18 protein-coding genes are annotated in these 19,251 nt (G+C 37.6%); 9 read left to right on the forward strand and 9 right to left on the reverse strand.

The annotated features are described in order from the left end of the window. Positions 1 to 73 precede the first annotated feature (73 nt). From FJR11_RS06675 to trpS, 3 genes are all read right to left on the reverse strand, one after another. Positions 74 to 796: a Uma2 family endonuclease gene (locus FJR11_RS06675; RefSeq protein ID WP_168502926.1), complete on the reverse strand. Its 723-nt coding sequence runs from the start codon at positions 794 to 796 to the stop codon at positions 74 to 76. Positions 797 to 910: 114 nt separating this feature from the next. Continuing rightward, positions 911 to 1,825 (reverse strand): methylenetetrahydrofolate reductase, encoded by a 915-nt coding sequence (locus FJR11_RS06680; RefSeq protein WP_168502927.1) that lies wholly within the window; start codon positions 1,823 to 1,825, stop codon positions 911 to 913. A 59-nt stretch (positions 1,826 to 1,884) separates the two neighbouring features. After that, positions 1,885 to 2,892, reverse strand: a complete 1,008-nt coding sequence (trpS, locus tag FJR11_RS06685; RefSeq protein ID WP_168502928.1) for a tryptophan--tRNA ligase — start codon at positions 2,890 to 2,892, stop codon at positions 1,885 to 1,887. 175 nt (positions 2,893 to 3,067) lie between these two features. Between trpS and FJR11_RS06690 the strand changes: the two genes are divergently transcribed. The 3 genes from FJR11_RS06690 (at position 3,068) to FJR11_RS06700 (ending at position 5,488) form a co-directional block, all read left to right on the forward strand. Then, positions 3,068 to 3,316: a type II toxin-antitoxin system Phd/YefM family antitoxin gene (locus tag FJR11_RS06690; RefSeq protein WP_168502929.1), complete on the forward strand. Its 249-nt coding sequence runs from the start codon at positions 3,068 to 3,070 to the stop codon at positions 3,314 to 3,316. Further along, positions 3,313 to 3,699: a type II toxin-antitoxin system VapC family toxin gene (locus tag FJR11_RS06695; protein ID WP_168502930.1), complete on the forward strand. Its 387-nt coding sequence runs from the start codon at positions 3,313 to 3,315 to the stop codon at positions 3,697 to 3,699. The genes FJR11_RS06690 and FJR11_RS06695 overlap by 4 nt, the downstream gene beginning before the upstream one ends. Before the next feature lie 211 nt (positions 3,700 to 3,910). Then, a complete protein-coding gene (locus FJR11_RS06700) occupies positions 3,911 to 5,488 on the forward strand; it encodes a B12-binding domain-containing radical SAM protein (protein ID WP_168502931.1) in 1,578 nt (525 codons plus the stop codon). A gap of 113 nt (positions 5,489 to 5,601) precedes the next feature. Here FJR11_RS06700 and FJR11_RS06705 read toward each other — a convergent pair whose 3' ends face one another. Beyond that, a complete protein-coding gene (locus FJR11_RS06705; RefSeq protein WP_168502932.1) occupies positions 5,602 to 5,898 on the reverse strand; it encodes a hypothetical protein in 297 nt (98 codons plus the stop codon). Between the two features lie 225 nt (positions 5,899 to 6,123). On the opposite strand from FJR11_RS06705, the gene FJR11_RS06710 reads away from it, so the two are divergent. Next, complete coding sequence (locus tag FJR11_RS06710; RefSeq protein ID WP_168502933.1) at positions 6,124 to 7,269, forward strand: DNA cytosine methyltransferase; 1,146 nt, start codon at positions 6,124 to 6,126, stop codon at positions 7,267 to 7,269. Positions 7,270 to 7,273: 4 nt separating this feature from the next. Here the strand turns inward: FJR11_RS06710 and FJR11_RS06715 are convergent, their stop codons facing one another. After that, positions 7,274 to 8,014, reverse strand: a complete 741-nt coding sequence (locus FJR11_RS06715) for a restriction endonuclease (protein WP_168502934.1) — start codon at positions 8,012 to 8,014, stop codon at positions 7,274 to 7,276. After that, on the reverse strand, positions 8,011 to 8,259 hold the full coding sequence (locus tag FJR11_RS06720) for a helix-turn-helix domain-containing protein (RefSeq protein ID WP_168502935.1): 249 nt from the start codon (positions 8,257 to 8,259) through the stop codon (positions 8,011 to 8,013). Before FJR11_RS06720 ends, FJR11_RS06715 begins: the two co-directional genes overlap by 4 nt. 113 nt (positions 8,260 to 8,372) lie before the next feature. On the opposite strand from FJR11_RS06720, the gene vap15 reads away from it, so the two are divergent. Then, complete coding sequence (gene vap15, locus FJR11_RS06725) at positions 8,373 to 8,603, forward strand: type II toxin-antitoxin system VapB15 family antitoxin (RefSeq protein ID WP_168502936.1); 231 nt, start codon at positions 8,373 to 8,375, stop codon at positions 8,601 to 8,603. 50 nt (positions 8,604 to 8,653) lie between these two features. Here the strand turns inward: vap15 and nifJ are convergent, their stop codons facing one another. Continuing rightward, positions 8,654 to 12,217 (reverse strand): pyruvate:ferredoxin (flavodoxin) oxidoreductase, encoded by a 3,564-nt coding sequence (nifJ, locus tag FJR11_RS06730; RefSeq protein ID WP_168502937.1) that lies wholly within the window; start codon positions 12,215 to 12,217, stop codon positions 8,654 to 8,656. Between the two features lie 368 nt (positions 12,218 to 12,585). Between nifJ and FJR11_RS06735 the strand changes: the two genes are divergently transcribed. After that, entirely contained in the window at positions 12,586 to 12,870 is a 285-nt protein-coding gene (locus FJR11_RS06735; protein ID WP_168502938.1) for a hypothetical protein, read from the forward strand. Between the two features lie 4 nt (positions 12,871 to 12,874). Next, positions 12,875 to 13,288, forward strand: a complete 414-nt coding sequence (locus FJR11_RS06740; RefSeq protein WP_168502939.1) for a type II toxin-antitoxin system VapC family toxin — start codon at positions 12,875 to 12,877, stop codon at positions 13,286 to 13,288. Here FJR11_RS06740 and FJR11_RS06745 read toward each other — a convergent pair. Together FJR11_RS06745 and FJR11_RS06750 are read right to left on the reverse strand one after the other, a co-directional pair. Next, positions 13,280 to 13,978 (reverse strand): response regulator transcription factor, encoded by a 699-nt coding sequence (locus FJR11_RS06745; RefSeq protein WP_168502940.1) that lies wholly within the window; start codon positions 13,976 to 13,978, stop codon positions 13,280 to 13,282. The two genes, FJR11_RS06740 and FJR11_RS06745, sit on opposite strands and share 9 nt — an antisense overlap. Before the next feature lie 10 nt (positions 13,979 to 13,988). Beyond that, a complete protein-coding gene (locus tag FJR11_RS06750) occupies positions 13,989 to 15,098 on the reverse strand; it encodes a sensor histidine kinase KdpD (protein WP_168502941.1) in 1,110 nt (369 codons plus the stop codon). Positions 15,099 to 15,408: 310 nt separating this feature from the next. On the opposite strand from FJR11_RS06750, the gene kdpA reads away from it, so the two are divergent. Both kdpA and kdpB read left to right on the forward strand, forming a co-directional pair. Next, complete coding sequence (gene kdpA / locus FJR11_RS06755; RefSeq protein WP_168502942.1) at positions 15,409 to 17,088, forward strand: potassium-transporting ATPase subunit KdpA; 1,680 nt, start codon at positions 15,409 to 15,411, stop codon at positions 17,086 to 17,088. 93 nt (positions 17,089 to 17,181) lie between these two features. Beyond that, complete coding sequence (gene kdpB, locus FJR11_RS06760) at positions 17,182 to 19,248, forward strand: potassium-transporting ATPase subunit KdpB (protein ID WP_168502943.1); 2,067 nt, start codon at positions 17,182 to 17,184, stop codon at positions 19,246 to 19,248. Positions 19,249 to 19,251: the final 3 nt, after the last annotated feature.

Below are 19,251 nucleotides of genomic sequence, written 5' to 3' on the forward strand. Positions count from 1 at the left end.
TTCATATTCCCTCCCACCCCCATCAAATCCAAAACTAATACTATCGCATTTTTAACCCAAAATCTAAATAATATTAGGCTTCCGGTTCAATTCCCAAAGCCCGCAATTGTGCAGTTAAGCGATTTGCTCTTTCCTCACCAGTTAATAACAAATTACCTTGCAAATCCCACCACCGCAACCAGGGTAATTCCATATTTTTATATTCACCTTGCCATAAACCCAACTCAATACCCATAGATGTAATCGGATAATGTCCCCGTTCATTTGCTGACAATAACTGATATTTTCCACCAATTAATTCATAGACTTCTATACTGGCTTTATTCACTTCATAAATGCCATAAAAAGCAGGTTTAATCACCTGTTCATAAATCCAGAATTTACCTTTCCACGGAGTTTTATCTCTTTCTTCACTACCATTCCCAGAAACAAATTCTAGCGCAATTAATGGCGAAATATATTCTTGCCAAAGGACATAGGAACGTCGGGTTTTACCATTGAGTAAAGGTGGGACATTCGGGACATAAAACCAGTCTGGGGCTTCTGCACCTTTTTCTGGTGGGTCAGTAATACGCCAATAGATACCGCAATCTTGACCTATAGTATATTGCCCATCTGGATGGAGTTTTTGTAATACTTGTGTGATGGACTCTGTTAGTAGAATACTTTGGGGATGTTCCTGGAAGTTTTTCACAAACGTACCATTAGAATCTGGTAGTTGGGTATGATCTGGAAGAGAGGTTTCTGGGTAAGGGCGTAAGTCTGGATCTTCCTGGACATCAGTTGTAAAAGTCATATATCCTCCTGCTGGTGTGAGGTTTATTCTAGTTTAGCAAAATTAGGGTGTAAAGCGATGGCGAAACGCCGGCTAAAAGCGATCGCACATAAGTCAATACGATCGCATTTCCATCTAACTAACTTTCTCCACCCCCGCTAAATCCAAAATCGGTGCAATCAAATCTTCCCGTTTCACCGCCATAATATGCACACCCTGACACAATTCCCGCGCAATTTGCACTTGTTCGGCGGCAATTTTCATGCCTTCTTCGAGGGGATGTTTCGCTTTGGCTAATCTCTCAATAATATGTTCAGGAATATTCACACCGGGAACAGCTTTATTAATAAACTGGGCATTTTTTGCCGACTTCAACAGAAAAATTCCTGCCAAAATTGGTTTATTGTAACCACAGGCAATTTTATCCATGAACTTTTCTAAGATTTCAAAATCAGTAATTAATTGACTTTGAAAAAATTGCGCTCCGGCTGCTATTTTCTTTTCAAACCGACTTTGTAAACCTGACCAACTTTTCGATTGAGGATCTACTGCTGCCCCGGCAAATAAATCTAATGCGCCATCAGTGAGGGGTTTCTCATTAAAATCAAAGCCCTGATTCATGTTTCTAATTAACTGCAATAACCGCACAGCTTCCAAATCAAAAACGGCTTTTGCTTGAGGATGATCACCGGCTTTTACAGGGTCGCCAGTTAAAGCTAAAATGTTGCGGATACCCAAAGCATGAGCGCCCATTAAATCTGCTTGTAATCCAATTCTATTACGATCGCGGCAAGCAAACTGACAAATCGGCTCAATGCCATTTTGCAATAAAATTACTGAGGCTACCAAGGAAGACATCCGCATTACGGCACGGCTACCATCAGTAATATTGACAGCATGAACTCTCCCCTTAAGAGTCGCTGCCATTTCGATGGTATGGGTAGGATCTCCGCCCTTGGGAGGTGCAACTTCGGCGGTAATTAAAAAGTCACCTGATTGGGCGGCTTTACGGAAGTTATTAAAAGCACTAAAACTATGGGTATCCGGCATAACATTATGATTTCCGTTTGCTAGTAGGGTAAGACATTAGACACCTAAAAGCTTAAACCTTAAAGAGGAACAGTGAAACCCAAAGCGGCTTTAACATCTGCTAAAGTTTGATTAGCGATCGCTCTGGCTTTCTCGCCACCATCCCGCAACACTGACTCTAAATAACCCTTATCCGCCATTACCTCCTGATATTTCTCTTGAATTGGCTTTAAAGCCTGAATCGCCGTTTCTGTCAATAAAGGTTTGAACTGTCCCCAACCCATATCTGCACACTCAACCGCTACCTCTTCCTTAGTTTTTCCAGCCAGTAGGGTATACAGAGTTAATAAATTATGGCATTCTGGGCGTTCTGGATCATCAAAGGTTAAACCCCTCACTAAATCAGTTTTACAGCGTTTAATCTTCTTGGTAATCTCCTCTGGTGAGTCTAAAATATTAATTCGGCTCAACTCCGAAGGATCTGATTTTGACATTTTCCTTGTTCCATCTGTCAAACTCATTACCCTTGCACCTTCCTTTCTAATCAAAGGATCTGGTAATTTTAATACAGGTGCTTTTTTCGCAAATTGGTGATTAAACCGATTAACAATATCCCGCGTTAGTTCCAAATGTTGCTTTTGATCTTCACCCACCGGCACTTTATCAGCTTGATAAAGGAGAATATCCGCAGACATTAGCACGGGATAATCTAACAAGCCAACACCGACATTTTCACCCTGTTTAACCGCTTTTTCTTTAAACTGGATCATATCTTGCAACCAGTTCAGGGGAGTAATGCAATTTAGTAACCAAGTGAGTTCACTGTGTGCGGAAACGTGGGACTGAACAAAGATATGAGAATGCTGTAAATCAATACCACAGGCTAAATATAAAGCAGCAATCTTGTAAGTATCAGCCGCTAAAGTGGCGGGATTATGCGGTACAGTGATGGCGTGTAAATCTACCACACAAAAGAAATTTTCATACTGGTCTTGAATGTCTACCCAGTTGCGAATCGCACCTAAATAGTTACCTAAGTGTAAGTTACCAGTTGGTTGAACTCCCGACAAAACGCGCTGCTTACCCATAATTATCAGTGTAACGAGAACTTGCTCAATTTTATAGACCCTAACCGTCAAGTCAAACCCCTGAAAACCGTCCTAAGTAGATAGGAGAGGTTTGTTAGAAAATATGATCAAACATTTTCTCATCATCTTCTACAATTAATAATAGGTGTATTAACAACTAGGAAATTATTTAGTTATGCCCCCACTTAACATTGATGTAAATCAATCCAATATCAGTATTAAAGAGTTGTTATCTCTAGTGCTTGCAGGTAAAGAAATTGTTTTAACTGATGGTAGCATCCCCCAAGCACGTTTGATATCAATGTCTTCCGAAAAAATTTCAAGTTCTCAATCTCGCATAGCAGGATTACATTCTGGAGCTATTTGGACAAGTGAAGATTTTGATGAGCCACTACCTGAAGATTTCTGGACAGGAAATCTATGAATTTACTTTTAGATACTCATACCTTTATTTGGTGGGATAGCGAACCAGAGAAACTTTCACAACAGGCCTTGATACTGTGTCAAAATCCTGCGAATACTCTCTTGTTAAGTATGGTGAGTATTTGGGAAATGCAAATTAAGATTCAATTAGGTAAATTAACTCTGAATCTGCCGTTAGTAGAGATAATTCAACATCAACAACAAAACAATAATTTGAAAATTCTTCCGATTAGCGTCACTCATATTTTAGCATTAGAGAATTTATCCAATCATCACAAAGATCCTTTTGATCGCTTATTAATTGCTCAAAGTAATATTGAAGATGCTGTCTTAGTTAGTTGTGATCCTATGATTGCTAAATATCAAGTTAAGCTAGTTTGGTAAGCAGTTTGATTTGAGTTTAGATAGCAAAATTAATAATACAAATTATACCGAGTAAATCGCCATGCAAGTGCCTCTTTGTTACTCTGTTTTGTTGCTTAAATATAAAACTAAAATAATCTGTATCTCCAGAGAGATAAAAACCAACTGACCTAGCTTTTATAGTTCAGACTAAATAGGTTTTGATCAAAAACAACTCAGGGAAATATATTTAATGAAAGCTTTATTAATCTGGCCGATAATGCCTAATTCTTTTTGGTCTTATCAGGAAACCATTGATTTAGCTGGGTTACGTGCTACCAATCCCCCATTAGGTTTAATTACGGTGGCAGCGATGTTACCGAGTGATTGGGAATTCAGATTGAGCGATCGCAATGTCCGTTTAGAAACAGATGCAGATTGGGAATGGTGCGATATAGTTATCGTCTCTGCAATGATCATCCAGAAACAGGATTTTGGGGACTTAATTAGAAAAGGTAAAAAGTTAGGTAAAAAAGTGGCTGTGGGGGGACCATTTGCCACATCTGTACCAGAATTTGTTTTAGAAGCAGGAGCAGATTATTTAATTCTAGATGAAGGGGAAATCACTATTCCCTTGTTTGTAGAGGCTTTAGAAAAGGGAGAGGAAAAGGGAATTTTCCGGGCTACAGAGAAACCAGATGTCACCACAACTCCCTTACCTCGATTTGATTTATTAGATTTAGATGCTTATATTGCCATGACGGTGCAATTTTCGCGGGGTTGTCCTTTCCAATGTGAATTTTGCGATATTATTACCCTTTTTGGTCGCAAGCCCCGCACGAAAACACCTGAACAAATTCTGGCAGAATTAGATGCTTTATACAAGATGGGTTGGTGGCGTTATGTGTTTATTGTTGATGATAACTTTATTGGCAATAAACGTAATGCTAAAGTCTTTTTAAGGGCATTAATTCCCTGGATGGAAGAACGTAATTATCCTTTTGCTTTATTAACAGAAGCTTCTTTGAATTTAGCAGAAGATGATGAATTACTAGAATTGATGGTAAAAGCTGGTTTTGTCCAGGTATTCATGGGAATTGAAACCCCTGATGTAGATAGTTTAGTAGGAATTAATAAACCACAAAATACTCGCAGTTCTTTAGTTGAATCTTGCAATAAAATTACCAAAGCTGGATTGCAAATTATGTCTGGTTTTATCTTAGGATTTGATGGGGAAAAACCAGGTGCAGGTAAACGAATTCAAGAGTTTGTGGAAGCAACTTGTATTCCCCAAGCTCATCTTAACTTATTGCAAGCTTTACCGAATACAGCTATGTGGACTCGCTTGCAAAAAGAAGGACGATTAAGGGATGGTTTGGGTGAGTTTATGGGTTCTCAAAAAGCTTTAATGAATTTTGTTCCGACGCGGCCAATGTCGGAAATTGCGGAGGAGTTTATTGATGCCTTTTGGAATTTATATGAACCTATGCCCTACCTAAAACGGACTTTTCGCCATTTTATGATGATGGAAGGTTGGCGGGCTAAATATGAAAGAACTTTAACTAAACCAGAGTTCCAGTTTTTAATGTCTATTTGTTGGCGACAGGGATTTTTGCGTTCTACACGGTTTGTTTTTTGGCAGCAATTAATAACAATGGCACGGCAGAAACCTCATCTATTATATGATTATTTAATTGCCTTGGGTACAGGTGAACATTTTTTCAAGTTCCGTCATGAAGTAAGGGCAGAAATAGAATCGGAATTAGCAGAATTCCAGCAGCATGAACGGGAGCAAGAAGCAATAAGTTTACAGTTAGAAACTGTGAGTTAAGTAGCTAAATTTAAAATATTTAATACCCAGATCCTTGACTTATTAAAGAAGTCGGGGATCTATTTCTATTTATTCTATTAAAATGTTTATATCTAATAAATAACTCATAATACCTATTTCCGTTTAACTGCTTCGTCAAAAATAGCGATTTGTTCAGGAGTTAAATCATCTAACAATCCTGACAGCATTTCTACAGACAAAATACCGCTACAACGGGTTTTCAAGTCCTGATCTTCCATAATATTAAACTCCTCAATAGATAAATTTTTCTGAAATATGTTACATAAATGATGAATCATTTCTTCATCATTCAGTTCTTCCTTAAATAAAGGACGTTCTTCCATCAAAATATTCACAATTCTCTCAATTCTTGTTTTCATTGATTCTTGTTGAAGTTCTGTTGATAACATAATATTTCCTCCTAGGAAATGTAAATGATATTTATGGATGTTATCTATTGTAGCAATTTTTTAATTTTGTGATGTCTGTTTATTGCTCCAGTGTTAATTTCTGAGGAATAGATTGTGTCAGATAACGAAATGAATTTTCTCGTTTTTAGGATTAGGTTGCTAATTTTGCTATGATTGATGTATTGTAGACTATATGTCACAGCAAACATTCATATCAATTATCGAATGCAAGGAACACAAATTTCTTTTTTTTCTAACGAGGATGAGCATAATCCTAGCCAAAAGCAAAAGAAGCCGAAATTAGGGCGTTATGAGCGTATTCAGCGCGAACTAGATGAGGATAAATCTGATCCATATAAGATATTTACTGATGTTAGTTCCCCACCCAGTCCATTATCTAAATATACTTTTGTGGATCTGTTTTGTGGTGCTGGGGGAATCACACAAGGGTTATTTCAAGCTGGATTCACACCATTGGCTAGTGTAGAAATTAGTCCAATTGCTTCTGCTACGCACAAAAAAAATTTCCCACAATGTCATCATTTCTGTGGAGATATTGAACAATTTTCTCCCCAAGATTGGCTACAACAAATCGGCTCACCTGATGTAAATGTTGTTGTTGGTGGTCCACCATGTCAAGGATTTTCAGTAGCCGGAAAACGTGATCCAAAAGATCCTCGAAATAGATTATTTTATGAATTTGTGCGTGTTGTTTCCGAAATACGCCCTTGGTATGTAGTCATGGAAAATGTACCAGGTATTTTGACAATTCAAAAAGGGGACGTAAAGACAGCAATTATTGAAGCTTTTGAGTCTATTGGTTATCCTCATATTTCTGTGGCCATTCTGGAATCTGCGGCTTATGGAGTCCCACAAATTCGACCAAGAGCTATTTTTATTGCTAATAGATTTGGAATGCCAAATCCTTATCCTCAAGCGCAATTAAACCAAGAAGAATACAAACCTATTGAGTCAGCAATTTTTGATTTACCAGAATACACTCGAATATCAGAGATTAATCACGAATGGACTAAACATTCACAGGAGTATATGGAACGTCTTGCTCAAGTTCCTCCTGGTGGTTCTTTATATACAAAATACGTTGATGCTTTCAAACGACAATATCCTGGTAAACCGAGTATGACTGTGAAAGAAAATCATGGTGGTACACATATTCATCCATATTTAAATCGCGTGATTTCAGCTAGGGAAATGGCAAGATTACAAACATTTCCCGATTCATTTATTTTTGAAGGTAGTATGAAAAAAGCGATGTGGCAAATTGGTAATGCTGTACCACCACGTTTAGCAGAATGTATTGGTTATGGACTGATTCCTTACTTAAATAATATTTACTTGAACAAAAAATAACCACTCATTTTTCTTGATTTTGAACAAACTCACCTATCTTTTGATTAAGTTCATTACGCCAAGCTTCAAAATCATACCAACCACAACCAATACAGCCTTCCTCAGCCTCATCACCTCGTTGATGTTGAGAAGGCCAATTTTCACCTCCCTGATACCAAAATTTAATCCCAAAAGGTGTACCTCGTTTACCAATTTTTATACAGCGTTCACAACTTCTAGATTTCAAAAGATTATGATTTCCAGAAGTATCTTTTTTGAGTAATTGAAACTTTTTTCTAATTTCGGTTTCACTCATAGATGTTAAATGTGGAGCTTCACTTTCTCCCCAACGTTCCATAGGAAATCTATGATCAATAACTAGCTCATGCTTCTCTCTTTGTCTCTGCTCTATTGCATCTGTATATGAATAAACTTGGAGAATTCTTTGAACTAAAGAAGCTGGTATATTAGAAGCTGAATTAGCCGATTTTATCTCTCCTGTCCAGCAATCTCCTAAACGTATTTGTTGACAATTTGGACAGAAATTCTTTTGTGTTTCAATGACAAGACCAGGACGACTTCTTGTCCCGCGTTGTAATCCCTGAATACCACCACCACCAGCATACTGAGTTGATCCTATGTTTTTGCCTTCGCACTCTCTACAATGCCATTTTTGATCTGACAAAAGGTTAAAGACTTGTAATTGAGTTGCCCCTTTTCTAAATTGGGCTTTAATTGTCTCGACTAAATTTTGTTGGTTTGTCACTGTATTCTATCGGCTTCAATTTCCAGATTTGTCAGCAGAACGGAAACACTCATACCTAAGCCATCTGCAAGACTTACAAGAGCAGTGAGGGAAGGATTTCTGACTCCACGTTCCACACCGGAAATGTATGTGCGGTCTAAGTTAGCACGTAATCCTAACTCCTCTTGTGAAATTCCTAACTCTGTTCTGCGTTGTCTGACCAGATAACCTAAAGCATAAAGAATTTTTTGTTTTGATTCATTCATGCACTGATTTTGAGCCTTTATGGACTATCAGTCTACGGACGATGTGTCACATTAAAGGAATAGAAATTCATAAAAACTGGTGAATAATATATCAAAACAGGAGGATTGACACCATGTTACAAAATATTTATCAACTTCCCTTAACATTTGATCAAATTCTTAGCTTAGTTAAACAACTTTCTAATTCTGAAAAAATATTACTTAGTAAAGAGTTAGAAAAAGAAACTTTGAATAATAAATTAACAGGGTTATTAGAAATATTTCCAACTGATGAATTGTCATTAGAGGAAATTACCGAAGAAGTTGAAATTGTCCGTTCTCAAATTTATGAAAGAAAACTTTGACATGATAATAGGTAACAGGTAAAAACCTATTACCTACTACTCATTACCAATTACCTATTCGCTAAATATTGATACATTTCCCATCTTGCATTAACTTCCATTTGCGCTTGTTCTAGCAACAACTTCGCCACCTCCGGTTTACTTTTCGTCAACATCTTGAATCGGTTCTCTTGATACATTGACTTTTCCACCGATTCAGAAGGCGCTTTCATATCCAACTGTAAGGGATTTTTCCCCTGTGATTGTAATGCTGGATTATAGCGATATAACAACCATCTTCCTGCGTCTACTAAAGCCTTTTGCTGATGTAAACCTTTGGTCATATCAATACCGTGAGCAATACAATGACTGTAAGCAATTATGATTGATGGACCATCAAAAGCTTCCGCTTCTAAAAATGCTTTGAGTGTATGTTCATCTTTCGCACCTAACGCCACACTCGCCACATAAACATTACCATAGGTCATCGCCATTAAACCCAAATCTTTCTTGGGTGCTGGTTTTCCACCCGTCGCATATTTAGCAACTGCGGCTTTGGGAGTAGCTTTAGAAGATTGTCCTCCAGTGTTAGAATAAACTTCTGTATCCATGACCAAAATATTCACATTTCTGCCTGTGGAAATCACATGATCAATTCCACCAAAGTCTATATCATACGCCCAACCATCACCTCCAACTATCCACACACTTTTCTTAACTAAATAATCAGCTAAGGATTGAAGATTTGCAAACGCAGATAAACGCTGATTAACGCAGATATTTTTTTCATCTGCGGTTAAAATTTCTTGGAGTTTGTGTTTAAGAATGACAATTCTTTCCCGTTGGTCCCAAATATCAGCTTCGGTTTTTTGTTCAGCTTTGAGAATTGCATTAACTAAATTATCGCCAATTTCACTACTTAATTGTGACAATAATTCGGCTGCAAATTCCGCTTGTTTGTCTATGGATAAACGATAACCAAAACCGAATTCTGCATTATCTTCAAATAAACTATTTGACCATGCGGGACCTCTTCCGTCAGCGTTTTGACTCCAAGGAGTTGTGGGGAGATTTCCCCCGTAAATGGAAGAACAACCGGTGGCGTTGGCAACGAGTGAGCGATCGCCAAATAATTGTGTTAATAATTTAAGGTAGGGTGTTTCTCCGCACCCAGCACAAGCACCAGAAAATTCAAACAACGGTTCTTGCAATTGTTGTTGGCGAATTTGGCTTACTTTTAAAGTTTTCCGGTCAGGATTTGGTAAACTCAAAAAGAAATTCCAATTTTCCCGTTCCTGTTCCCGCAACGGTAATTGCGGACTCATATTAATCGCCTTCAGGGTGGGTTCTGCTTTATTTTTGGCAGGGCAGACGCTCACACAAATTTCGCAGCCTGTACAGTCTTCTGGGGCTACCTGAATGGTAAATTTCTGGTTAGCAAAGCTCTTATCTTTGGCGTTAGTTGATTTAAAAGTTATCGGTGCGTTGACTAATTCACTAGGTTGATAAGCTTTCGCACGAATAGCAGCGTGAGGACAAACCATTACACATTTGCCGCATTGAACGCAGACATCACCATCCCACACCGGGATTTCTTCCGCAACGTTGCGTTTTTCCCATTTTGCAGTCCCACTGGGGAAAGTTCCGTCAGCAGGTAAAGCACTCACAGGTAAATCATCACCTTCCCAGATCATAATTTTATCAAGAACATTCTCGATAAATTTGGGTTTGGTAATTAATAATTTGGTTTCTTCCCTATTACCTGTTACCAATGATCTATTACCAACTTCATGAAGATTTTCTAGGGTGTTGTCCACAGCTTTCAAATTCATCTTGACAACTTCCACGCCTTTTTTACCATAGGTTTTTTCTATGGCTTGTTTGATTTTAGCAATTGCTTCTTTTTCTGGCAAGACCCCCGCTAAAGCAAAGAAACACACCTGCATGATAGTATTAATTCTGTGTCCCATGCCACTATTTTTAGCTACTTGACTGGCGTTAATAGTGTAAACTTTCAAGTTTTTGTCAATAATTTGCTGTTGGACTTTTTGTGGTAGATTTTGCCAAACCTTATCAGCATCATAAGGACTATTTAACAGCAAAGTTGCCCCCGGTGCAGCAGCTTTTAAAATATCAATAGTTTCCACAAATCCCCAATGGTGACAACCGATAAAATTAGCTTTGTCTATGAGATAAGTTGAGCGAATTGTTCCAGTTCCAAACCGCAAGTGAGAAACTGTCATTGAACCGGATTTTTTGGAATCATAAACAAAGTAACCTTGGGCGTTATTTTCTGTTCCCTCACCGATGATTTTGATGGAGTTCTTATTTGCCCCAACTGTACCATCTGAACCCAAACCATAGAACATTGCCCGAACTACATAATCCGGTTCTGTAGAGAAATTAGAATCAAAATTCAAAGAGGTAAAACTGACATCATCATTAATGCCAATGGTAAAATGATTCTTGGGTTTAATTTGGGTGAGATTATCAAATACACTCTTCACCATTGCCGGAGTAAATTCTTTAGAAGAAAGTCCATACCTACCGCCAACAATTTTCGGGAATGTGGTTTTTTTCCAGCCTTCATAAATAGCTGTCACCACATCTAAATATAATGGTTCTCCTGCGCTTCCGGCTTCTTTAGTTCTATCAAGAACGGCAATAGATTTGACACTATTTGGTAATGCTTCTATAAATCTAGCAACATCAAAAGGACGGAAAAGCCGCACTTTAATAACTCCAACTTTTTCCCCTTCATTGTTGAGATAATCCACCGTTTCATGAACAGTTTCACAACCAGAACCCATAATCACAATTACTCTTTCTGCGTTAGGTGCGCCATGATATTCATAGAGTTTGTAATATCTGCCTGTGCGTTCTCCAAATTTGTCCATAATTTTTTGGACAATATCAGCACAACCATCATAATAAGGATTTGCACCTTCACGAGATTGAAAATAAACATCGGGGTTTTGGGCTGTTCCTCGTAATACTGGACTATCTGGAGTTAAACACCGTTGACGATGTGCTAATATTGATTCAAAAGGAATAATTTCCTGTAAATCTTCATCAGATAATAATTCAACTTTTTGCACTTCGTGGGATGTTCTAAACCCATCAAAAAAGTGCATAAATGGCACTCTTGCTTCTAAAGTTGCAGCATGAGAAATTAACGCAAAATCATGACTTTCCTGGACAGAAGCGGAACATAAAAAAGCGAAACCTGTCGCTCTTGCAGCCATGACATCACTATGATCACCGAAAATAGATAAAGCGTGTGTAGCTAAAGAACGGGCGGAAACATGAAGCACAAAACTGGTTAATTCTCCGGCAATTTTGTACAAATTGGGAATCATTAATAATAATCCCTGGGAAGCGGTGAAAGTTGTACTTAATGCCCCTGTTTGTAATGCCCCATGAACCGCAGCAGCAGCCCCTCCTTCGCTTTGCATTTGGGTGACACTGGGAACTGTACCCCAAAGATTTGGTTTATTTTCCGACATCCAAGCATCAGCCCATTCACCCATATTGGAAGATGGGGTGATAGGATAAATGGCAATGACTTCGTTTAATTTGTAAGCTACACGGGCAACGGCTTCATTACCATCAATTGTGGCATAGGATTTGGTCATGATTTTCCTTCCTGAGTCTTTTGTGGTTGTTTAAACTGTATGCAGAGAAACCAAAAAGATAAGCATTAGAACTAGCTAAAGTCAGGAAGTGAATTTGTGATGTTTTTTACAGTTTGATGAATTGGGAATTATTAATTATCAATTATTTTGACTTTTAGCCAATATTTTAATTATAGCAAATGGTAAATATTCTATCTATATTAATGTTGTACTCAAGAGTTATGATCTTTGATTTATCAAAGTTAAATAATTTTCATGGGGTGGAGGTGCGGGAAGTTTTCTAAAAGCAGAAATTTTGCAATTGTTACATCGCATTCGTAACCCTGTGGTATAATAGTATCTGTTGTGGAAAAATATCTCACAAAAATATGAATAACACATCTCTCAAAGAAGAAACTGCCTTTAAACGCATCTCAGCGATTATAGAAAATTTAATTGCTAATAATAGCCTTTATCAAGAAAGATTAGATAAAGAAAAAATGATTAATTACATCTATGATCTATTCAATAAACCAAATGTAGAGATAATAGAACAGGAAGAATTAATTAAGAGAATTAATGGTATTTTAGTTCTTCATTCTGTAGCAGGAACTTTAAATGATTTTACACCGGAAGAAATGACAATATTTGATGAAGCAGTAAAACGGAAATAAGTAAATGGGATATCTACTAGATACTAATATTATTTCAGCAATTTTCAGAAATAATCTAAAAGTTATTATTAAATTAGACAAATTACGTACTCAAGGAGAAAAAGTTTTTATCAGTGGAATGACTTATTATGAAATCAAACGTGGACTTTTAGCAGTAAACGCGACGAGAAAGTTAATTGATTTACAAAACCTATGTCATGAATATCCAGTATTGCTATTAGATGATATGACAATATTTCAAAAAGCATCAGAAATCTATGCTAATTTAAAACACAGAGGTTTACCAATTCAAGAAGCAGATATATTTATAGCAGCTACAGCTATTATTCACAATTTAATTCTAGTTTCTCATGATTCTGATTTATTAAGAATAAAAGATTTGCAATTAGAAGATTGGTTACAAGAAAAATTAAATTAAATCATCTTTAATCAACCGTTTTTGCAAAGCCACAACAACAGCCTGAGAGCGATTCCTACGGAGCGCTTCGCTATCTCTAACTTCTAGTTTTTGTAAGATAGTATGGACGTGTACCCTCACTGTTCCCGGTGTAATATAGAGTGCAATCGCAATTTCTTGATTAGTTTTTTCCGCTGCCAAAAGTGATAAAATTTGTTGTTCTCTTTGTGTTAGTTTATGAGCAGGTTTTGAGCTATTTTCTAATTCATACTGGTGATGATCTGATGCAAAAGTAGAACGAATTTCTCTAGTAGCTGTTTCATCCCACCAAGATGCCCCAGACGCTACAGAACACAGGGCTAATACCAATTTTTCAGCCGCAACACCTTTGAGACAATAACCTTGAGCGCCCACTTCAATTAGCCGCGTAATTAGAGATTTTTGGGAATGGGAAGTAAGAACTAAAACTGGCAAATTGGGATATTTTTGTTTAATTTGATAACAGGCTTCAATCCCGCCAATTCCTGGTAATCCTACATCTAAAATAACGACATCGAGAGAATGCTGGTTAACTAATTCAATGGCTGTTTCACCATCTTCTGCTTCAGCAATAATCTCCAAACCAGTTTCTTGCTGCAACCGCACACGCAAGCCTAAACGGAAAAGTTCATCATCCTCAACTAGAAGGATTTTTATAGGGGTAGAAGACATCTGATATTATTTAAGGCTGATATGGCAAAACAGGGAGCTTGAAGGCAAAAATAGCGCCATTGGGAACTCTGTTTTCTGCCCATATTATACCGTGATGAGCTTCAATAATTTGCCGAGATAAATAAAGTCCCAATCCTGAACCTTTGGCTTGACGTTGGGAAAGCTCACCACTATAGCTATTTCCTTGGTAAAATCTTTCAAATAAGTGGGAAAACTGTTCAGGTTGGATACCTGCACCCGTATCTAAAATCTTGACAACTTGATAGGAAGTTTGGGGTTCTAAAACGATTTCGACATGATCTCCACGTCGAGAATGGTTAATAGCATTGATGAGAAGATTGCTAAAAACTCGTTGCAGTTGCAAAGCATCACCGTGAACCCAAAGAGAGCGTTTCCAATCTGAGTTACCATAGTTTAATGATAGATGAATGCGACGATTTGCCGCTAATTCAATTAAAGTAGACGCTGCCGTTTCTGCTAAAATACTTAAATCCACAGGAGCTAAATCCAGTTTTAAGCCTTCAGTATCATTGCGATAAACATCTAACAAAGTTTCTAATAAATCTAAAGAAGTTTCATGACTACGTACCATTGTTGCCAAAACTTTTTGCTGAGTTGGTAAAACCGCACCAAATTTTTCTTGTTGAAAGGCTTTAATAGTTTCAATTGCTCCTAAAAGTGGCGTTTTTAAATCGTGGGTAAGTGTAGAAGCAAAATCTTCTCGTAGCCTCACTAATTGCGCTTGGCTTTCTAATTGAGTTTGAGTAAGGGCAATGGCTTTTTGAGATTTTCTTAATCGCTGACTTAAAAATCCTGTAACTATCAAAGCCATTGCAGCAATGACTCGACTCGCAACAGTAGAAGCCCGAATTACTTCACTTCCAGGTATCCACACATTTAACATAGTTAGAAAAACAGCCATAAATGTGGCGCTGGTTGTTGCCATTCCCCCAAACCAAGAATTGACTAATAAAATTGCTCCACTGTAGAGATATCCAAAAACATAGTCATTTGGGGTAGAATATTCTAAAACTGCTAGAAAGATAAATATAGTCACAATCAGTAATATTTTACTAACGCGTAAATTATTGTTTATTAATTTATTTTTAAAATATGCCATTTACTAAGTTACCTTTTTTCGACTTATATAACTATAGCAATTATCAAAATTTAGATCACCGACTTCTTCAAGAAGTCAGGGATCTTGTTTACTAGCGTTTAGATTTTCACTAAACTTTACTAAACACTGATATATATCTTTGGGTAGACAGATAAATAGAAAAAATAAACAGTTTTTATATCCTTGTATTGCTTGTTTTTATTCCGAAAATCATCAATGATATAAATTCATCCAGACTACGATATGGCTGAATCATTCAAAAATTGATTTTACTGAATTTTACTGATACTGCTAGGAGCTTTTATAATTCATGTTACAAGGTTGGATGCAAATTGCATTGACATTAATTATCGTCATTGCCACTACTCCCTTACTAGGGAGATATATCGCTCGCGTTTTTCTAGGAGAAAAAACACTGCTAGACTCTGTTTTAAATCCCTTAGAAAGAATAATATTTGTATTAAGTGGAGTTCGTCCAGAAGATGAAATGACAGGTTGGGGATATGCCAAAGCGGTACTTTATAGTAATCTTGTCATGGCAATTTTGGTATTTGCCATCTTCATGACTCAAGGATTTTTACCACTAAATCCTACAGGATTAAAAGCACCAAATTGGGATTTGGCATTACATACCACTCTCTCCTTTTTAACTAACACAGATCAACAACATTACTCTGGAGAAACAACATATAGTTATGCTAGTCAAACCTTTGCTTTAGGTTTTTTAATGTTTACCTCAGCAGCCACAGGTTTAGCGGTGGGTATTGCCTTTATTCGTGGTTTAACGGGGAGAGGATTAGGTAACTTTTATGGTGATTTAACTAAAGCAATTACCCGAATTTTACTACCTATGTCTATTGTCGGGGGATTATTATTAATCATGGCTGGTGTCCCCGAAACCCTTGCAGGAGTAGCAACAGCCACAACATTAGAAGGAGCAACACAAGCGATCGCTCGCGGACCAGTTGCTCACTTTGAAATTATCAAACAAATTGGTGAAAATGGCGGCGGTTTTTTTGGTGTTAACTCAGCCCACCCCTTTGAAAATCCCAACGGTTTTTCTAATTTATTAGCAACTTGGGCAATGATTTCTATTCCTTCAGCTTTTATTTACACTTACGGAGTATTCGCTAATAATCTCAAACAAGCATGGTTAGTATTTTGGATGGTATTTATCATCTTTATTTTCTTAGTAGCAATAACAGCAATTGGTGAATATCAAGGAAATCCACTTGTTAATTCCTTGTTAGGATCACAGCAACCTAACTTAGAAGGAAAAGAAGTCAGATTTGGTTGGGCGCAAACAGCACTTTGGGCAGTGATGACAACAGCAACAATGTGTGGTGCTGTCAACGGAATGCACGATTCCTTAATGCCACCTGGCGGATTTTCCACCCTCTCAAATCTGTTTTTACAAATTATTTGGGGAGGACAAGGAACAGGCACAGCATATTTATTTATCTACTTGATTTTGGCAGTATTCCTGACTGGTTTAATGGTAGGAAGAACACCAGAATTTTTAGGACGAAAAATTGAAAAACAAGAAATAGTTCTTTCCAGTGTAATTTTATTAGTTCATCCTTTCGCAGTTTTAATCCCTTGGGCAATAGTTTTTGCCTTTCCTGACGTGCTTTCAGGTATTAGTAACCCAGGATTTCATGGAGTTTCTCAAGTAGTTTATGAATACGCTTCTGCTGCTGCCAATAACGGTTCTGGTTTTGAAGGATTGGGAGATAATACCCTGTGGTGGAATCTCAGCACCAGTGTCAGCATTTTAGCCGGTCGTTACATTCCTATCATCGCTTTACTATTATTAGCAGATGGTATTTCTAGAAAACAACCAGTTCCCATGACTGCCGGTACTCTCAGAACAGATACTCGTTTATTTACCGGAGTTACAGGAGGAGTAATTTTAATTCTGGGGGCGCTAACCTTCTTTCCCGTATTAGTTTTAGGTCCAATTGCAGAATGGTTTTTAATTGCCAAATAAACTTATGACCTACAAAAAATATCTTTCAATCTTTCATTTCTCTGCGTCCTCTGCGCCTCTGCGGTTCGTTCTCCTATAAATAACTAAACATCCATGAAAACTACAAAAACTCGACAAGAACGGAAACATACTCCCAAGGTTAAAAATACTGGAATTTATTCTAGGGCATTTAAACAAGCGTTTGTCAAATTAGACCCACGCAATATGCTAAAAAATCCAGTTATGTTTTTAGTATGGGTGGGGACGATTGTTACGGTTTTAGTAACTATTGAACCAAATCTTTTTGGGGTTAATCCTGATAAAAATCCTCGGCTTTTTAACGGTCTAATTATGATAATTCTGTTCTTTACTCTTGTGTTTGCAAATTTTGCGGAAGCTGTGGCTGAAGGAAGAGGAAAAGCACAAGCTGACTCATTACGGGCGACAAAATCCGATGTCACAGCCCGAAAACTGCTTCCTGACGGTTCTATTCAAGAAGTTAGTTCCGCTACTCTGCGACGTGGTGATCAAATTAAAGTTATCGCTGGTGATGTTATCCCCGCAGACGGAGAAGTAATTGGTGGAGTAGCTGCTGTAGATGAATCTGCTATTACTGGAGAATCTGCACCAGTTTTAAAGCAACCGGGAACTGATATTGCTAGTTCTGTTACGGGAGGAACGCGCATTAATTCTGATGAATTAACTATTAGGGTAACATCAGATCCTGGTCAAGGTTTTATTGACCGCATGATTGCTTTAGTAGAAGGCGCTTCTCGCACTAAAACCCCGAATGAAATTGCTTTAACTGTACTTTTAGCAGTGCTAACTCAAGTTTTTTTAGTGGTAATTGTCACGCTACCTACAGTGTCAGTTTATGTTAAGTCACCTGTAAGTATTGCCGTCTTAATTGCTTTATTGGTGGCGTTAATTCCGACAACAATTGGCGGATTATTGAGTGCAATTGGCATTGCCGGAATGGATAGAGTTGCTCAATTTAACGTCATAGCTACTTCTGGCAGGGCTGTAGAAGCCTGTGGAGATATTAACACTTTGGTTTTAGATAAAACGGGAACAATTACATTAGGAAACCGCATGGCGGAGGAATTTATTCCTGTTAAAGGTCATTCCCTCAATGAAGTTGCCCAAATTTCCTTAGCATCCAGTATTTTTGATGAAACTCCCGAAGGAAAATCAATTGTTAAATTAGCCGAATCATTAGGAGCAAAATTGAGTTTTAGTCCCACAACTGCGGAGGGGATTGAATTTTCAGCAAAAACGCGCATGAGTGGGATTGATTTACCGAATGGAGTAGAAATTCGTAAAGGTGCTGTAGACGCAATTAAAGGATTTGTGCGTTCTCGAAATGGACAATTAACGCCAGAACTCGATACGGCTTATGAGCGAGTTTCTAAATTAGGAGGAACACCATTAGCAATTTGTCAAAATAATGATATTTACGGTGTAATTTATCTCAAAGATATTATTAAACCGGGGATTAAAGAACGATTTGATCAAATGCGAAGAATGGGAATTAAAACTATAATGCTGACAGGAGATAACCGTCTTACTGCTTCAGTAATTGCAGAAGAAGCTGGTGTAGATGATTTTATTGCTGAAGCAACTCCAGAGGATAAAATTGAAGTAATTCGCAATGAACAAGCTCAAGGAAAATTAGTTGCTATGACTGGAGATGGTACTAATGATGCCCCAGCTTTAGCTCAAGCAAATGTGGGTGTGGCTATGAATTCTGGTACACAAGCGGCGAAGGAAGCTGCTAATATGGTGGACTTGGATTCTGACCCGACAAAATTAATTGATATCGTCACTATTGGTAAACAGTTACTAATTACTCGTGGGGCTTTAACAACTTTTTCTCTGGCTAATGATATCGCTAAATACTTCGCAATTATTCCGGCAATTTTTCCAGGTATTGGTGTTAGTGGTTTAAATATTATGGGTTTAGTAAGTACCCAATCGGCGGTTTTATCAGCTTTGATTTACAACGCTTTAATTATTCCCGCGTTGATTCCCTTAGCGTTAACTGGTGTGAAATTTCGTCCTCTCTCTGCTGACCAACTTTTGCAACGGAATATCTTTATTTACGGATTAGGTGGTGTTATTGCTCCTTTTATTGCTATCAAAATTATTGACGTTTTCATTGCATCTGTAGGATTAGCTTAATTA

The sequence above is a fragment of the Anabaena sp. UHCC 0187 genome (genome assembly GCF_009712035.1).
Classification (GTDB): Bacteria; Cyanobacteriota; Cyanobacteriia; order Cyanobacteriales; family Nostocaceae; genus Dolichospermum.

Bases quoted from the DNA above. Each gene is read 5' to 3' on its own strand.
- FJR11_RS06735 (WP_168502938.1), top strand. From the start codon at position 12,586: ATGAATAACACATCTCTCAAAGAAGAAACTGCCTTTAAACGCATCTCA.
- FJR11_RS06740 (WP_168502939.1), top strand. From the start codon at position 12,875: ATGGGATATCTACTAGATACTAATATTATTTCAGCAATTTTCAGAAAT.
- FJR11_RS06690 (WP_168502929.1), top strand. From the start codon at position 3,068: ATGCCCCCACTTAACATTGATGTAAATCAATCCAATATCAGTATTAAA.
- FJR11_RS06720 (WP_168502935.1), bottom strand. From the start codon at position 8,259: ATGAATGAATCAAAACAAAAAATTCTTTATGCTTTAGGTTATCTGGTC.
- kdpA (WP_168502942.1), top strand. From the start codon at position 15,409: ATGTTACAAGGTTGGATGCAAATTGCATTGACATTAATTATCGTCATT.
- FJR11_RS06705 (WP_168502932.1), bottom strand. From the start codon at position 5,898: ATGTTATCAACAGAACTTCAACAAGAATCAATGAAAACAAGAATTGAG.
- FJR11_RS06750 (WP_168502941.1), bottom strand. From the start codon at position 15,098: ATGGCATATTTTAAAAATAAATTAATAAACAATAATTTACGCGTTAGT.
- FJR11_RS06745 (WP_168502940.1), bottom strand. From the start codon at position 13,978: ATGTCTTCTACCCCTATAAAAATCCTTCTAGTTGAGGATGATGAACTT.
- kdpB (WP_168502943.1), top strand. From the start codon at position 17,182: ATGAAAACTACAAAAACTCGACAAGAACGGAAACATACTCCCAAGGTT.
- nifJ (WP_168502937.1), bottom strand. From the start codon at position 12,217: ATGACCAAATCCTATGCCACAATTGATGGTAATGAAGCCGTTGCCCGT.
- FJR11_RS06680 (WP_168502927.1), bottom strand. From the start codon at position 1,825: ATGCCGGATACCCATAGTTTTAGTGCTTTTAATAACTTCCGTAAAGCC.
- trpS (WP_168502928.1), bottom strand. From the start codon at position 2,892: ATGGGTAAGCAGCGCGTTTTGTCGGGAGTTCAACCAACTGGTAACTTA.
- FJR11_RS06695 (WP_168502930.1), top strand. From the start codon at position 3,313: ATGAATTTACTTTTAGATACTCATACCTTTATTTGGTGGGATAGCGAA.
- FJR11_RS06700 (WP_168502931.1), top strand. From the start codon at position 3,911: ATGAAAGCTTTATTAATCTGGCCGATAATGCCTAATTCTTTTTGGTCT.
- vap15 (WP_168502936.1), top strand. From the start codon at position 8,373: ATGTTACAAAATATTTATCAACTTCCCTTAACATTTGATCAAATTCTT.
- FJR11_RS06710 (WP_168502933.1), top strand. From the start codon at position 6,124: ATGCAAGGAACACAAATTTCTTTTTTTTCTAACGAGGATGAGCATAAT.
- FJR11_RS06675 (WP_168502926.1), bottom strand. From the start codon at position 796: ATGACTTTTACAACTGATGTCCAGGAAGATCCAGACTTACGCCCTTAC.